The sequence below is a fragment of the Brachybacterium endophyticum genome, from assembly GCF_003130585.1.
GTDB classification, from domain to species: domain Bacteria; phylum Actinomycetota; class Actinomycetes; order Actinomycetales; family Dermabacteraceae; genus Brachybacterium; species Brachybacterium endophyticum.
Genome location: NZ_QFKX01000007.1, coordinates 19,674 through 35,201, shown reverse-complemented (window position 1 = coordinate 35,201; position 15,528 = coordinate 19,674). Strand labels below are relative to the sequence as shown.

Sequence of the window (15,528 nt, the reverse complement as noted above, 5' to 3'; positions counted from 1 at the left end):
CTCCCCCACCTCTCTCCGGAAGGACCCCGCCATGCATCCTCTCGTCGCCGCTCTGAAGGGCGAGCTGATCGTCTCCTGCCAGGCGTACCCCGGTGAGCCCATGCGCGATCCGCGCACGATGGCCCAGGTCGCCGCCGCGGTCCAGGAGGGCGGCGCGGTCGCCGTGCGCGCCCAGGGCCTCGAGGACATCCGCCAGGTGAAGGAGGCCGTGGACGTCCCGGTCATCGGCATCTGGAAGGACGGCGCCGAGGGCGTGTTCATCACTCCCACGCTCGATCACTGCCTGGCCGTGATCGAGGCGGGAGCGGACATCCTCGCGCTCGACGGCACGCGTCGGCCGCGTCCCGACCATCGCAGCTTCGCCGAGACCGTGGCCGGGGTCCGCGAGAGCGGCTTCGAGGGCCCGATCATGGCCGACTGCGACAGCGTGGACTCCGCTCTGGAGGCGGCCGCCGCGGGCGCGGAGATCGTGGGCACCACCCTCTCGGGGTACACCGATGCCCGCGCGAAGGTCGAGGGTCCCGATCTCGCCCTGCTCAACGAACTCGCCGAGAAGCTGCCGGAGGCCTCCGTGCTCGTGGCCGAGGGCCGCGTGCACACCCCCGCCCAGGCGGCCGCCTGCGCCGACGCGGGCGCCTTCGCGGTCGTCGTCGGCACCGCGATCACGCATCCCACCACGATCACCACCTGGTTCCGCGACGCCGTGCGCGGCTGATCCGCAGGAGCTCTTCGCGATGACAACTCCCACCTCCCTGCCCGTGGTCCGGGATCCCGCGGGCGGCGCCCCGTACCGCGTCCTCGCCCGCGGTGGCGAAGGGCCGATGCCGGCCTACCGCATCTGCGCCCTGGCGGCGCTCGAGGACGGCAGCCTGCTGGCCGTCTTCGACGGCCGCGACAGCTGGAACGACGTCCCCGACCCGACGGGCCTGTTCCTGCGCCGCTCGAGCGACGGCGGGGAGTCCTGGGGCCCGATCGAGCCGCTGCGACCGCCCGAGCGCGAGGCCCGTATCTGGTCGACCGACCCCAGCCTGATCGTGGACCGTGACACCGGCACCGTCCACCTGTTCCACACCCGGGCGAAGGACCGCGGTTTCTGGGATGCCGTGCCGGGCACCGACGACTCCGCGCGCGACGTGCTCGGCTCCGCCCTGGCCACCTCTCACGACCACGGCGCCACGTGGACCTTCCGTTCCCTGACGGCGACCGCCCAGCCCTTCCCCACCCATGGGGCCTTCGCGACCTCGGGTGCGGGGATCCAGCTGCGGGTCGGAACCCATCGCGGACGGCTGGTCCAGCCCTACTGCGCCTGGCATCCCGCAGACCTCGCTCGCGCGAAGGCCGATCGGGAGGGCACCGCGGTCGAGGCGCCGACGGAGACGGTGCGCAGCTTCGTCCTGTTCTCGGACGATCACGGGGAGACCTGGCAGCGCGGTGAGCCGACCGGCTCCGCGATGGACGAGACCACCATCGCGGAACTGTCGGACGGTCGTCTTCTGCTCAGCTCCCGCGATCACCACAAGGGCGGGCACCGCCGGCGCTCGGTCTCCGCGGACGGCGGGGTCAGCTGGCAGCACCTGGGGCTCGACGAGGATCTCGTGGACCCGGGCAACAATGCCCAGCTCGCCCGGCGCTCCCCCGATGCTCCGGGCTCCGATCCGCGCTCGCGCGAGCTCTGGTTGACGAGCACCTGGGATCCCGCCGAGCGACGCCGCGGCACTCTCCATCTCTCCCGCGACGACGGCGAGAGCTGGCAGGAGATCCTGGTCTTCGCCCCCGGCGCCTGCGAGTACTCCGTGGTCGTGGCCCTGCCGGACGGTGGCGTGGCCCTGCTCTGGGAGGTCGACGCCGCCGAGATCCGCTTCGCACGCCTGGAGGCGAAGGAGCTGGAGAGCGTGAGAGCAGACGCCGCGAGGAGCGCCACCGCGGGAGCGGGCAGCGCGGGCGCAGGCAGCGGGCGAGCTCGCACCGAGGGGTGAGTGCCCCTCGGCGGTCTCACCGGGTGCTGGGAGCCCCCGACCGTCCGCCCTGGTCCACGCCGTCGGCGACCCAGCTGCCGAGGACCTCGAGGGCGTCGGCCGCGGGTGTCCCCGGCGCCGCGGTGTACACGTTCAGCCGCAGACCGGGGCTCGCCGGGAGCTCGAAGGCCTCGTAGTCCAGCTCCATCTCCCCCACCAGCGGGTGGCGCAGGTGCTTGGTGCCGGCCCGGTGGACGCCGACGTCCTGGACCGCCCACAGCTCGCGGAAGCGCTCCGAGCGCGTGGAGAGCTCCCCGATGAGGTCCTGCAGCTCCTTGTTGAAGGGATCGCGCCCCGCCTCGCCGTGGAGGTAGGAGACCGAGCTCCTCTGGACGGCGGGCAGATCCACGAAGAACTGCTCGGCCGCGGGGACCAGGAAGGTGAAGCGGGCCGTGTTCGGCACCCGCATCGCGTCGAACACCGGGCTGTACAGCGCCCTGCCCAGCGAGTTGGCGGCGACCACGTCGAAGCGCCCGTTGCGCACGAAGGCGGGCGCGGGGAGCATGTCGAGCATGCGACGCACGGTCGCCGACAGCGTCGGCGTGCGGGGCGTCGACGAGGCCGGGCGCCGCGGACGAGCGCCCGTCGCGCGGACCAGCCGATGCAGGTGCTCGGTCTCGATCTCCCCCAGCTGCAGGGCGCGCGCGACGCCGTCGAGCACCTCCTCCGAGACGGAGCCCACCCGCCCGCGTTCGAGCCGTGTGTAGTACTCGACGCTGATCCCCGCCAGGAGGGCGACCTCCTCGCGGCGCAGCCCGGCGACCCGCCGGTTGGTGCCGAAGGCCGGCAGTCCGGTCTCCTCGGGCCGCACGCGGCCGCGGCGCGCGACCAGGAATTCGCGGAGCTCGGTCGTCGGATCCATGTCCCGAGCCTACGGCGCGGGGCAGAGGATGGCAGGCCCTGCGGGTACCCCTCTGCCGACGCACCTGCGACGGGACGTCATCCTTCCGTCCGCGAGCTCTGGCGGCGTCGGCTGCGCGCGTCGAGCAGCCGGGTCGCCACGGTGAAGACGATGGCTGCCAGCAGCAGGGCGTAGATCAGCCAGACGATCGGTCCCTCGAACAGGGCCAGCGGGCTGCCGTCAGCACTCTGGATCGCCTCCCGCACGCTCGACTCGGCGAGCGGTCCGAGCACCATTCCGATGATGAGCGGGGCGAGCGGGTAGTCGGCCAGACGCATCATGAAGCCGATCAGGCCGATCACCAGCAGGATGAGGAGGTCCGAGACCGAGGGGCTGGTCGCGTAGATGCCGAGGCCGCAGAACACGGTGATCCCGGCGTACAGGTAGGGCTTGGGGATCAGCAGCAGCTTCGCCCACAGCTGGGCGAAGGGCAGGTTGATGATCAGCAGCACGACCATCGCCAGGAAGAAGCTGGCCAGTAGCGTCCACACCAGGTCCGGGGAGCGGTCGAACAGCAGCGGGCCGGGCTGCAGCCCGTACTGCTGGAAGGCCGCGAGCATGATCGCCGCGGTCGCCGAGACCGGCAGACCGAGAGCGAGCAGGGCGCCCATCGCCATGCCCGTCGTCGAGTTGCCGGCCGCCTCGGGTGCCGCGAGACCCCGGATCGCGCCGCGCCCGAACTGGGGATCCTTCCGCCGTGCATCCAGGCGCCGCTCGAGGCCGAAGGCGAGGAACGTGGGCAGCTCGGACCCGCCGGCGGGGATCACCCCGAAGGGCAGGCCGATCGCGGTGCCCCGGGCCCAGGCCGGCCCCGCCTCCTTCAGCTCGGCGCGGCTCAGCCAGGGCCTGCCGCTGGAGCGCATGGGAGCGCGGTCGGGGTCGAAGCGCTCACGACAGGCCACGTAGATCACCTCGGCCAGGGCGAGCATGCCGACGGTGACCGTCACCAGCGAGATGCCGTCGAACAGCAGCGGGGAGCCCGCCGTGAAACGCGGCGCGCCGCTCACCCCGTCGATGCCGATCACCGAGATCCCGATGCCCAGCGCCAGGGCGAGCAGCCCCTTGAGCGCGGAGTCGGCGAGGATCGAGCTGGTGGCGAAGAACGCGAAGACGGCGAGTGCGAAGAACTCGGCGGGCCCGAAGCTGGCGGAGAAGTCCGCGAGCCACGGCGCAAGGAAGACCACCAGCACGGAGGCGGTCATCCCGCCCACGAAGGCGCCGATGGCCGCGGTCGCGAGGGCCTGTGGCGCGCGGCCCGAGCGTGCCATCGTGTGGCCCTCGAAGGTCGAGGCGATGGCGGAGGCCTGGCCGGGGGTGTTCATCAGGATCGCCATCGTGGAGTCGCCGAAGAGTCCGCCGAAGTAGATGCCCGAGAACATGATGAAGGCGGCGGTGGGGTCCAGCGCGAAGGTGACCGGGAGCAGGAGCGCCACGGCCATCGAGGAGCCGAGACCGGGCATGACGCCCACGGCGGTGCCGAGCAGGCACCCCACGAGCACCCACAGCAGGTTCACCAGGCTGAGCGCCTCACCGAACCCACCGAGCAGATGACTGACGGAGTCCATCTCAGAATCCCCCTCCCAGCAGGCCCGAGGGCAGGGAGAGCCCGAGTGCCATGTCGAAACAGATGTAGGCGACCGAGGAGACCGCGAGGGCGATCACCACGTCCAGCAGCGGGCGGCGGGACCCGAAGGCCCGCGAGACGCACCAGAACAGGAGCGCCGCCCCCAGCACCCAGCCCAGGAAGGGCAGGGTCACCGAGAACACGGCGAACCCGCCGACGGCCCAGGCGAAGGATCCCCAGGCGATGCCGGGACGGCGCGAGACCGTCCCGGCGATGCCCTCGGTCTCGTCCCGCCCGGCAGGACGGACCCTGTCGGCTGCGAGCGGTGCGCGCTGTCGCAGCACGGTGACCACCTGCGCGATCACGAGCACCGCGATGCCCGCGGCGACGATCGCCGGGACGAAACGGGGCCCGGGGAAGGTCGTCCCCTCGGGCAGGTCCATGGTCACGAGCCCCACCAGGAGATAGAGGGCGAAGGCGGCGAGCACGAGGGGGACGGAGAGCTCCGCGAGCAGTCCGACCTCCTTCTCGCCGCCGGCCTCGCTCGGGGCCTCCGGCGCGGGCGCCCCGCCGGCCTCGGGACCGGAGCCGGCGATGCTCCCGCCGGTGTTCTCGGGGGTGGTGTCGGCGGTGCTCAAACTCCCAGCTCCTCGTACAGTGCGCGGATGGTCTCGGCCTGCTGACCGAGGAAGTCCTCGATCCCGTCGCGATCGACGACGTTCTCGGCCCAGTGGTAGTGCTCGATGGATTCCTTCCAGTCGGGCGTCGCGACGGTCTCCTCGATGATCGCGAGCAGATCGGCGATCTCCTCGTCGCTGATCCCCGCCGGCGCATGCAGCGAGCGCCAGTTGGTGAGGGTGACGTCGTAGCCGAGGTCGACCGTCGTGGGCAGGTCGATCCCCGGGATCGGTTCCTCCGCGACCAGCGCGAGGGCCTTCAGACGCCCGGACTCGATCATGTCCACCGAGTCGGGGTACCCGCTCGAGGCGGCCTTGGCGGTCCCGTTGAGCAGTGCCTGGGTGGCCTCGCCGCCGCCGTCGGAGGCGATGTAGTTGACGTCGGACCCGCGCACCCCTGCGGCGACCGCGAGCTGGGTGACCACCAGCTGGTCGAAGGAGCCGCCGCCGGTCCAGGGGACCCCGCCGACGTCCTTCTTCCACGCATCGACGAGGTCGTCGAGCGTCTCGAGCTCGGAGTCCCCGGGCACGACGATCACATCGTTCTCCTCGACGACGACGCCGAGGTTCGTGACGTCCTGCAGGGTGGTCGCGGAGTCGTACTGGATCGTCGCGGCGAGCAGCCCGGTTCCTCCCACGAGGAGCCGCTCGGCCCGGCCGCGTTGGGCGGCGAGGCTCGACAGCGCGATCGTGCCGCCCGCGCCCGGGATGTTCACGACCTGGGTGTTGTTGACGATGCCGCCTGCCCGCTGCGCCTGCTGCATGGACCGGGCAGCGGTGTCCCATCCGCCCCCGGCAGCGGCCGGCGCGATCAGGGTGAGGGAGGACCGCAGGTCCCCTCCGGCGGAGGCGGAGGAGATCGACCCGTAGGCGGCGGTGCCGACGGCACCCGCGGCGATCACGCCGCCCAGCGCCTTCAACGCCGTGCGGCGCGGTGGGGTGTGGGACATCGATGTCTCCTGGTACGAGGCACGCAGCCGCGAGCAGGAAGCAGTGCGCAGCGACGGTGCCGAGCGGGTCGGGTTCATCCCCGACGGGGAAGGGAGGAGCCACCCTAACGCGGGGAGCGACCCCCGCCGCACATCCGCCCGGGTGGCGGGACCCGGGCTCCCTCTGAGAGCGTGGCCGGTGCGGCGAGCATCTGCGACTTTACTTCGACGTAGACCGCTTTACGGCCACGACCTGCAGCGATGCTCCGCCGCGAGGCCCGCGTCACGGAGCGGGCCATGATTCCTTGGGATTCCGGTCAGTCGCTGTTGCAGTCGCATCCAGGTAACGCGCAGATAACGGCGTGCCGTGTGACCTACCGAGCATTCCGGGTCAAGGGTGTGCCAACTCTTGGCCGTGACCCTTGAGGCCCTCCCCCGCGCCGCCCGTATCGTCGCCGACGCAAGCGCAGCCCGGTTCGCATGCTTCCCCGGTCCGCGGCACTGCATCTGAGCTTCCCACCAAGACCACTCTTGAAGGAGTCACTTTCATGACGACCCATGAGAGCACCTCGCCCCTGAACGCTTACCTGCGCCGCGGGGCCATCGCCCTCGCGGGCGGCGCCGTCATCGCCTCCGGCATGATGGCCGCCAACACCACCGACGCCCACGCCGACCAGTGGGACAAGGTCGCCCAGTGCGAGTCCACCGGCAACTGGTCCGCCAACACCGGTAACGGCTTCAAGGGCGGCCTGCAGTTCACCGACTCGACCTGGAAGGCCTACGGCGGCCAGGGCGAGCCCCAGAACGCCTCGAAGTCGCAGCAGAAGGCCGTGGCCGAGCGCGTGCTCGCCGGCCAGGGCAAGGGCGCATGGCCCGTCTGCGGCACCGGCCTGTCGGGTTCGGGCGACTCCAACGCCTCGATCCCCAGCGGCGGCTCCTCGAGCTCCTCCAGCTCGGACCACAAGAGCACCTCGCAGCGCAGCTCCTCGCAGGAGAGCACCTCGCAGAAGCAGTCCTCCAAGCCCCAGGGCTCCTGGAACTGCGACGGCGACGGCATCGCGGACAACTGCACCGAGAACGGCTTCACCAAGAAGACCGAGAAGAAGTCGGCCCCGCAGCAGCAGTCCACCTCCTCGCAGAAGCAGTCCTCCCAGCCCCAGGGCTCCTGGAACTGCGACGGCGACGGCATCGCGGACAACTGCACCGCCGATGGCTTCACCAAGAAGACCGAGAAGAAGTCGGCCCCGCAGCAGTCCACCTCCTCGAAGTCCGACTCGGCCCCCGGCGTCGCCGTGGCCGGCAACCTGGACGTCGACGGCAAGATGGGCCCGAAGACCGTCTCGGCCCTGCAGGACTGGCTGAACATCGACCAGACCGGCAAGATGGACGCCCAGACCGTCAAGGCGGTCCAGGCCTGGACCGGCAACACCCAGGACGGCAAGCTCGGCAACTCCACCGTCAAGGGCATCGAGCACCAGGTCGGCGCCTCGCAGAACGGCGGCGACGAGCTCGACGGCGGCAGCGTCAAGACCCTGCAGGCCTTCCTGAACCTGTACTGATCGGCCGCGGACCCCGCGTCCGCACGATCACGTCACGAGGACCGTGGCGGAGATGCTTCGGCATCACCGCCACGGTCCTCTTCCGTTCCCGGAACCGCCTGACCACACCCTGAACACCACCGGGCGCGGCGCGCAGCAGCCCTCAGGATTCGACCTGTACGGTCGCCCCGGTCGCCCAACCGAGGAGGACTCATGACCACCGCCATCAGGCGCACCCTGGCCACTGTCACCGTTGCCGCCGCTCTCGCCCTGACCGCCTGCTCCGGAGGCCAGGGAGCCGACGAGGCCGGCTCCGGCAAGCAGGCCGACTCCCAGCAGCAGAGCTCCGCGAGCGACGCGGGCGGGCTGCAGGACCAGAAGAGCCAGGAGCAGGGCCAGCCCGACCTCTCCGGCATCCCGAAGACCGTCGCAGAGGTCAACGGGAAGAAGATCAGCAAGGACGAGTTCACCCAGAGCTACAAGGCCCAGTACCAGCAGGCCGCGATGTCCCAGCAGTCCGGCGGGCAGGCGCCCGACCAGGACGACCTGAAGAAGCAGGTGGCCGATCAGCTCGTGGACACCGAGCTGCTGACCCAGGCCGCGGACAAGGCGGGCGTCAAGGCCAGCGACAAGGACATCGACTCCACGCTCGACCAGATCGCGAAGCAGAACGGCATGTCCTCCGGCGACGACGTCGTCAAGGCCATGGAGAAGCAGGGCAGCAGCGAGAAGAAGGTCCGCGAGGACGCCGCCTCGCAGTTCGAGCTCACGAAGTACATCGACAAGAAGGCCGACATCTCCGATCCCAGCGAGAAGGAGCTCAAGAAGCAGTACGAGCAGCTGAAGGAGCAGTCCAAGGCCTCCCAGCAGCAACAGCAGCAGGGCGGCGGCCAGTCCGGCGCCTCGGGCGGGTCCTCGCAGCAGGTCCCGAAGTACGAGGACGTCAAGGGCCAGCTGGCCCAGCAGGCCAAGACCCAGGAGGAGGGCAAGGCGGCGCAGAGCATCGCCAAGGACCTCCGGAAGGACGCGGACGTGAAGGTCAACCTCTGAGATCGTCCGAGGGGTATCGAAGCCCCCTCCGCACGCCCGGGCATCGAGCCCGACCGGGAGCCCCCGTCGACAGCCGTCGGCGGGGGCTTTCGCGCAGGGGCGAGCTCTGATGCCTGGACGCGCGAGGGCGCGCGACCCGGCTCGGATGAGAGCACCCCCGGGGCGCGGCCGCATGCAAAGGGTGGCAACAACGTTCCTCTCGGGCATCGGGCGGCCAGCATCGACCCCACGCGATGCGCACGGACGACGACGAACGCCGGACGAGCGGCGATGCACGGGGCACCGGGAAGATGGCCGTGCCCGGCGTTCCGTGCCCCGCTCCGCTTCTCGAGGACGAGACATGGAGACACCACCGAGAGCGGCGGCTTCGTCCTCATAGGCTGAACGACCGACCCTCGAACAGGAGAGACCATGACCCAGAAGACCGTGCGGCTCGGCATCATCGGACTGGGAGCACAGGGCGGCATGTACGCCGGCCTCCTGGCCGAGGGGAAGATCCCCGGCATGACCCTCGGCGCGATCGCCGACATCGACCCGGCCAAGAAGGACCTCGCCGCCCAGAAGCATCCGGACGTCCCCTTCCACGACGACCACGTCGCGATGCTCGACTCGGGCGATGTCGACGCCGTCGTCACCACGGTCCCCCACTACCTCCACCCGGAGATGACGATCACCGCGATCGGCAAGGGGATCCACACGCTCACCGAGAAGCCGGCCGGCGTCTACACGAAGCAGGTCGAGGAGATGAACGACTTCGCGGCCGCCCATCCCGAGACCACCTTCGCGATCATGTTCAACCAGCGCACCAACCCGGTGTACACCGACCTCAAGGAGCTCATCGACTCCGGCGAGCTCGGGGCGCTGCGCCACACGTCGTGGATCATCACCACCTGGTGGCGCCCCCAGGGCTACTACGACCAGTCCGCATGGCGCGCGACCTGGGGCGGCGAGGGCGGCGGCGTCCTGGTCAACCAGGCACCCCACCAGCTCGACCTCTGGCAGTGGCTGGCCGGGAAGCCGAAGAGGGTCTTCGCCCGCCTCGCCTTCGGCTTCCAGCGCGACATCGCCACCGAGGACGAGGTCAACGCCGTCGTCGACTTCGGCGACGGCGCCTCCGGCCACTTCATGACCAGCACGAACGACCTCGTCGGCACGGACCGCCTGGAGATGCTGTTCGACGGCGGCAAGATCGTCGTCGACGGCTCGAAGAAGGTCACCATCACGCGGCTCTCCAAGAACGAGCGCGAGCTCAGCGACGAGATGTCCATGCAGGACGTCGCCAAGCTGTTCCGGGGCGAGATGGACCCCTCCTCCGTCTACACGGTCGAGGAGAAGGAGTACGAGTCCGTGTGGGGCCAGCAGCACATCGACGTCCTCACCAACTTCGCGGCGCACATCAACGACGGCACCCCTCTGATCGCCGACGGCGCCGAGGGGATCAACGGTGTGCGCCTGGCCTCCGGCATGCAGCTCTCGGCGTGGACCGGCCGCGACATCGACCTCGTGGACTTCCCGGCCGACGAGTACCTCGCCGAGCTCAACGCCCGCATCGAGGCCGAGGGCGAGTACTCCCCGCGGTCCTGAGCGCGTCCCTCACAACAGCCCCCCAGAGACATCGACGACCTCGAAGGAGAGATGACAGTGCCCGTTCTCGGACTCCAACTGATGATGCTCAAGGACCGGATCAACGAGCAGGGGATGTACGAGGTGCTGCGCCAGGTGCGCGACCTCGACATCGACGCCGTCGAGGTCTCCCAGGTGGAGATGACCGACGAGCTGATCGACGACCTCGTGCGCGGGAAGGCCGACCTCGGCGTCGAGACCGCCGCGATGAGCGCCTCGATCGCCCCCGGAGGCAATGGCTTCGCGCTCGAGACCGAGTTCGACCGCGCCGTGGACGCCTGCCGTCGCACCGGCGCCCGCTTCCTGCGCATCGGCATGATGCCGTTCTCCGCGATGGTCTCGAAGGACGCCTGCGAGGCGTGGGCGGCCGAGGTCGAGCCCTACGCCGCCCGTCTCGCCGAGCAGGGTGTGACGCTCTGCTACCACAACCACCACGTCGACCTGATCCAGTTCGACGGCGAGCGCATCTTCGACATCGTGCGCCGTGTCGCCCCCTCGCTGCTGTTCGAGGTGGACCTGCACTGGGTCCAGCGCGGCGGCATGGCGCCCCTGGACATGCTCGAGGCGTACACCGGAGCCTGCAAGCTGATCCACGTCAAGGACTTCCGCATCGCGCCGCTGGACGCCGACGTGTTCGCGCGCTTCGACGCGGGCGACATGGACCGCGCGGAGTTCTACGGCCACTTCCTCTCCCTCGCCCAGTTCGCCGAGGTGGGCCAGGGCAACATGAACTGGCCGGACCTGCTGCCGGCCGCCGAGAAGGCCGGTGCCGAGTACTTCCTCATCGAGCAGGACGACACCTACGGGCGCGATCCCCTCGATGCGATCCGCGACTCGCGGGAGTACCTGCGCTCGATCGGGTACTGAACGACCGGATCCGCTCCGTACGACGCCGCGGTCCCGGCGTCGGCCTCGTGGCCGATGTCGGGACCGCTTCGTATACTCGCGATCGTGAGCTCACCGACGAGCCCGACCGACGATCCGCGTGCGCAGGCCCGCTGGGCCTCCGTGCTCGCCCTCGCACGCTCCGAGGCCGCCGTGCTCGGCGTCGAGGACCTCGCCGATCACGCCGGTTACAGCCCCTTCCACTTCTCCCGTCTGTTCACGGCCCGCTACGGCCTCGGCCCCGGCCGCTACCTCACGGCCCTGCGCATCGACGCCGCTAAGCGGATGCTGCTGGGCGACGACGCGGCGGTCATCGACGTGGCCACGGAGGTCGGCTTCGATTCGCTCTCGAGCTTCTCCCGCCGTTTCCGCGACAGCGTCGGGGTGCCGCCCGGAGCGCTCCGGCGTCTGGCGGACCGCGTGGCCGACGTGCCGCCCCGGCCCTTCGCCCTCTCCCCCGACGCACCGGCCCATCAGGTGAGCGTGCACCTGGAGCTGCCCGCCGCCTTCAGCTCGCGCGGGGACGCCTCGGTGTGGGTGGGCTGGTACCCGCACCCTGCACCGATCGGCCTGCCGCGCGCCGGTGTCCTCGCCCGCGGCGAGCGCACGCTGCATCTTCCCCTGTGCCCGGGAGCGCCGTTCCTGCTGGGCTTCGCCGTGCCCGCCCAGGCGAGCGTCGAGGAGCACCTGATCCCGGCCGATCCCGTGGTCGCCGTCCACCCCGCGGCCGTGGTGCCGGGCGACGCCGTCGTCCTGCGCTTCGCACCGCAAGGGGCGATGAGTCCCGTCCCGCTGCTCTCGGCCCTGCCGGTCCTCTGCGGCAGCGGTGCCTGAGCCGCGCAGGATCGGACAAAGGACGTCCGCCGTCGGCTCCTAGCGTGAGGGCACCACGGCCCGCCGGGCCCACGGGGGCGACGTCGCCCCCGGCCCTCCGACCAAGGAGCACCCATGTCCCGCAGCATCGGCACCAGCACCTGGCTCGACGTGAGCGTCAAGGACCTCGACGCCGCGAAGGCCTTCTACTCCGGCCTTTTCGGCTGGGAGTTCGAGAACCTCGGTGACGACTTCAACGGCTACCACCTGATCCGCAACGACGGCGCGCTCGTGGGAGGGCTGATGGACGTCTCGGGGATGACCTGCCCGGAGGGCGATCCCCTGCCGGCGGCCTGGGGCGTGTACCTCCTGGTGGACGACGCCGAGGCCCGCGTCCGCAGGGTCACCGACAACGGCGGCACCGTGATCGTCCCGCTCGACGGGATCAGCGACACCGGCCGTATGGCGATCGTCCTGGACCCCACCGGCGCCGACGTCGGCCTGTGGGAGCCCGGGACCCTCGAGGGCTACGAGTTCACCGGCTCCCCCGGCTCACCGGTGTGGTTCGAGCTGATGACCCACGAGTTCGACGCCGCCTGCGCCTTCTACACGGCCGTGGTCGATGCGGACCTGGTCCCGATGAGCGAGCCGATGGAGGACGACAGCTTCCGCTACGTCACCAACGGGCCGGAGGGGAAGAACGGCTGGGGCATCGGCGACGCCACCGGGGTGATGCCGAAGGAGGCCACCGGGTGGCGGGTCTATCTCGGGGTCGAGGAGGCCGACGCCGCCGTCACGCGCGTGCAGGACCTCGGCGGGAAGCTGCTGGAGGGTCCCGTCGACTCCCCGTTCGGCCGGATCGCGACGGTCACCGATCCCGACGGCGCGTCCTTCCAGCTCTGCGCGATGAGCGAGGCCGTTCCCGAGGGCTGAGGGGTGAGGGCTGAAGGCTGAAAGCTGAGGGTCGTCGCCCCTCGACGTATCGCTCGGCTCAGCGCGGGCCCATCTGCTGGGCCTGCTGCTGCAGCCGGGCGATGCGCTGCTCGGTCGGCGGATGGGTCGAGAACAGCTGGCCCATGCCGCCGCCCTTGAAGGGGTTCGCGATCATCATGTGCGCGCTGTCCTGGAGGTTCTGCTCCTTGGGCAGCGGGTGCGCCGCCACTCCCCCGGAGATCTTCTGCAGGGCGGAGGCGAGGGCGAGCGGGTCACCGGTCAGGTCCGCGCCGTCGTGATCGGCCGAGTACTCGCGGGTGCGGGAGATCGCGAGCTGGATCAGCGTCGCGGCGATCGGGGCGAGGATCATCGCCAGCAGCGCGCCGACGATGCCGCCACCGCCCTCACGGTCCCGCCCGCCGCCGAACCACAGCGCCATCTGCGCGAGCGAGGTGATCACGCCCGCGATCCCGGCGGCGACGGAGCTGGTGAGGATGTCGCGGTTGTAGACATGCATCAGCTCGTGGCCCAGCACCCCGCGCAGCTCCCGCTCGTCCAGGATCTGCAGGATGCCCTGCGTGCAGCACACGGCCGCGCGCTGGGGGCTGCGGCCCGTGGCGAAGGCGTTGGGCTGCTGGGTCGGCGAGATGTACAGGCGCGGCATCGGCTGCCCGGCCTGGTTCGCGAGGTCCTGGACGATCCGGTACAGCTGCGGGGCCTCCTGCGGGGAGACCTCCTGGGCGCGCATCGAGCGGATCGCGATGGTGTCGGAGTTCCAGAAGCTGATGAAGGTTCCGACGAGGCCGATGATCGCGAAGATCCAGATGAAGTGACCGCCGAGGGCGTAGCCGACGGCCAGAAGAACGCCCCACAGCACCCCGAACAGCAGGGCCGTCTTCAGGATGTTCCAGACGCTGCGTCCCACCACTTCTCCTCCTGTCCGACGGTCAGCACGTGTCGGCTCGACGATTCGTCGGCCCCAGAGTATGGGGGCGACTCGGGTCCTGACTGCACGAACGCTCGACGGGGCGGGGATGTTCCGAGGCCCCGTGCGCGATGGTCCGGGTCACCTGTCCCGCCGTCCACGGGAGCCACTCGGTGCCGCCCGCCCTCGGCGCAGAGTGGTCGCTACGCTGGCATCCCGCGACGAACTGGAGGCCCCATGCCCACCGTGCTCGGTATCGATTCCTCGACCCAGGCGACCAAGGCGGTGCTGGTCGATGCGGAGAGCGGCACCGTCATCACCGAGCAGCGCGCGGGGCACCCCGAGGGCACGGAGGTCGATCCGAACTCCTGGCTGGAGGCGCTGGAGACCGCGGCCGACGGGCTGCTGGAGAAGGCCGACGCGATCGCCGTCGGCGGGCAGCAGCACGGCATGGTCCTGCTCGACGAGAACGACGACGTCGTCCGTCCGGCGCTGCTGTGGAACGACACCCGCTCGGCCCCGCAGGCCGCCTCGCTCATCGAGGACCTCGGCGGTCCCGGGCCGACGGTCCGGCGCATCGGGTCCCTCCCGGTCGCCTCCCTCACCGCGGCGAAGCTGCGCTGGGTGGCCGAGCACGAGCCCGAGAACCTCGACCGGTCGGCGCGCGTGGTGCTCCCCCACGACTTCGTCTCCCATCGTCTCGCCGCCGAGGGCACTCCCTGGTTCAGCGACCGTGGGGACGCCTCGGGGACCGGCTACTACTCCACGGCCGACGAGGACTGGGACACCGACCTCCTCCACCTGGCGACCGGCGGCCGGCCCCTCGAGCTGCCGGCCCTTCCCGCCTCACCGCAGCAGGTCATGGGTCGCACGGCGCGCGGCGCCGCGATCGCCGCCGGGACCGGGGACAACATGGCCGCGGCCCTGGGGCTGTCGCTGCGGCCGGGCGACCTCTCGGTCTCGATCGGCACCTCCGGCGTGTGCGCGATGGTCGCGGAGGCCCGGCCCTGCGACCCCTCCGGCACCGTCACCGGCTTCGCCGATGCGACCGGACGTTTCCTGCCGATGACCACCACCATCAATGCCGCGCGCATCCTCGACGTCAGCTGCGCGATGCTGCAGGTAGACGCCCAGGGCCTCGCCGACCTCGCCCTGGCATCCGCGCCCGGTGCGGGCGGGGTCAGCCTGCTGCCGTTCTTCGACGGCGAGCGCACCCCGGACCGTCCCCAGGCCCGTGCCACGCTGCACGGGATGAGCACCTCGACCACCCGCGCCGACATCGCTCGCGCCGCCGTCGAGGCGCTGCTGTGCTCCCTCGCCGGCGGGATCGCCGCCCTCGAGGAACGGTTCGCCTCGACCCTCCCGGGCGGGCGCGCGCGCAGGATCGTCCTGATCGGCGGAGCGGCGAGGAACGAGGCCGTGCGGCGCCTGGCCCCCGCGATCTTCGGTCGCGAGGTCACCCTCGCTCCGGCTGCCGAGTACGTCGCCCTCGGCGCGGCGCGCCAGGCCGCCTGGGCCCTGGCCGGGACGAACGAGCCCCCGCAGTGGCACCTTTCCGGATCCACGACCCTCGAGGCGGAGCCCACGCCCCAGGTGCTCGAGGCCTACCGTGAGCTCGAGGAGCGCACGGAGACGTGGACGTGAGCACGGGCAAGCCGGCGTGAGCGGGGAGAAG

The 15,528-nt window shown here is 70.9% G+C and carries 14 protein-coding genes; 9 read left to right on the top strand and 5 right to left on the bottom strand.

Annotated features, from left to right (window positions below):
• Window positions 1-31: 31 nt before the first annotated feature.
• Together DEO23_RS14895 and DEO23_RS14890 are read left to right on the top strand one after the other, a co-directional pair.
• Window positions 32-715, top strand: a complete 684-nt coding sequence (locus tag DEO23_RS14895) for an N-acetylmannosamine-6-phosphate 2-epimerase (RefSeq protein ID WP_109276819.1) — start codon at window positions 32-34, stop codon at window positions 713-715.
• A 19-nt stretch (window positions 716-734) separates the two neighbouring features.
• Entirely contained in the window at window positions 735-1,976 is a 1,242-nt protein-coding gene (locus DEO23_RS14890; protein WP_109276818.1) for a sialidase family protein, read from the top strand.
• Between the two features lie 16 nt (window positions 1,977-1,992).
• Here DEO23_RS14890 and DEO23_RS14885 read toward each other — a convergent pair whose 3' ends face one another.
• The 4 genes from DEO23_RS14885 to DEO23_RS14870 all read right to left on the bottom strand — a co-directional run bounded on the left by DEO23_RS14885 (window position 1,993) and on the right by DEO23_RS14870 (window position 6,107).
• Window positions 1,993-2,877, bottom strand: coding sequence for a helix-turn-helix transcriptional regulator (locus DEO23_RS14885; RefSeq protein WP_109276817.1), 885 nt, complete (start codon window positions 2,875-2,877; stop codon window positions 1,993-1,995).
• Between the two features lie 77 nt (window positions 2,878-2,954).
• Window positions 2,955-4,481 (bottom strand): tripartite tricarboxylate transporter permease, encoded by a 1,527-nt coding sequence (locus DEO23_RS14880; RefSeq protein ID WP_109276816.1) that lies wholly within the window; start codon window positions 4,479-4,481, stop codon window positions 2,955-2,957.
• Window position 4,482: 1 nt separating this feature from the next.
• On the bottom strand, window positions 4,483-5,118 hold the full coding sequence (locus tag DEO23_RS14875; protein WP_240613440.1) for a tripartite tricarboxylate transporter TctB family protein: 636 nt from the start codon (window positions 5,116-5,118) through the stop codon (window positions 4,483-4,485).
• Window positions 5,115-6,107: a tripartite tricarboxylate transporter substrate binding protein gene (locus DEO23_RS14870; RefSeq protein ID WP_109276815.1), complete on the bottom strand. Its 993-nt coding sequence runs from the start codon at window positions 6,105-6,107 to the stop codon at window positions 5,115-5,117. The genes DEO23_RS14875 and DEO23_RS14870 overlap by 4 nt, the downstream gene beginning before the upstream one ends.
• A gap of 527 nt (window positions 6,108-6,634) precedes the next feature.
• Here DEO23_RS14870 and DEO23_RS16540 point away from each other — a divergent pair.
• From DEO23_RS16540 to DEO23_RS14840, 6 genes are all read left to right on the top strand, one after another.
• Window positions 6,635-7,645, top strand: a complete 1,011-nt coding sequence (locus tag DEO23_RS16540; protein WP_109276814.1) for a transglycosylase family protein — start codon at window positions 6,635-6,637, stop codon at window positions 7,643-7,645.
• A 192-nt stretch (window positions 7,646-7,837) separates the two neighbouring features.
• Entirely contained in the window at window positions 7,838-8,674 is an 837-nt protein-coding gene (locus tag DEO23_RS14860; RefSeq protein WP_109276813.1) for a SurA N-terminal domain-containing protein, read from the top strand.
• A 411-nt stretch (window positions 8,675-9,085) separates the two neighbouring features.
• Window positions 9,086-10,258: a Gfo/Idh/MocA family protein gene (locus DEO23_RS14855; protein WP_109276812.1), complete on the top strand. Its 1,173-nt coding sequence runs from the start codon at window positions 9,086-9,088 to the stop codon at window positions 10,256-10,258.
• A gap of 51 nt (window positions 10,259-10,309) precedes the next feature.
• Window positions 10,310-11,164, top strand: coding sequence for a sugar phosphate isomerase/epimerase family protein (locus DEO23_RS14850; protein WP_240613439.1), 855 nt, complete (start codon window positions 10,310-10,312; stop codon window positions 11,162-11,164).
• 84 nt (window positions 11,165-11,248) lie between these two features.
• Window positions 11,249-12,016 (top strand): helix-turn-helix transcriptional regulator, encoded by a 768-nt coding sequence (locus tag DEO23_RS14845; RefSeq protein WP_240613438.1) that lies wholly within the window; start codon window positions 11,249-11,251, stop codon window positions 12,014-12,016.
• Between the two features lie 114 nt (window positions 12,017-12,130).
• The gene (locus DEO23_RS14840; protein WP_109276809.1) at window positions 12,131-12,928 is read left to right on the top strand and encodes a VOC family protein; all 798 of its coding nucleotides are present in this window, start codon (window positions 12,131-12,133) and stop codon (window positions 12,926-12,928) included.
• Window positions 12,929-12,986: 58 nt separating this feature from the next.
• Here DEO23_RS14840 and htpX read toward each other — a convergent pair whose 3' ends face one another.
• A complete protein-coding gene (gene htpX, locus DEO23_RS14835; protein ID WP_109276874.1) occupies window positions 12,987-13,853 on the bottom strand; it encodes a zinc metalloprotease HtpX in 867 nt (288 codons plus the stop codon).
• A gap of 237 nt (window positions 13,854-14,090) precedes the next feature.
• Between htpX and xylB the strand changes: the two genes are divergently transcribed.
• Entirely contained in the window at window positions 14,091-15,497 is a 1,407-nt protein-coding gene (gene xylB, locus DEO23_RS14830) for a xylulokinase (RefSeq protein ID WP_109276808.1), read from the top strand.
• Window positions 15,498-15,528 lie beyond the last annotated feature (31 nt).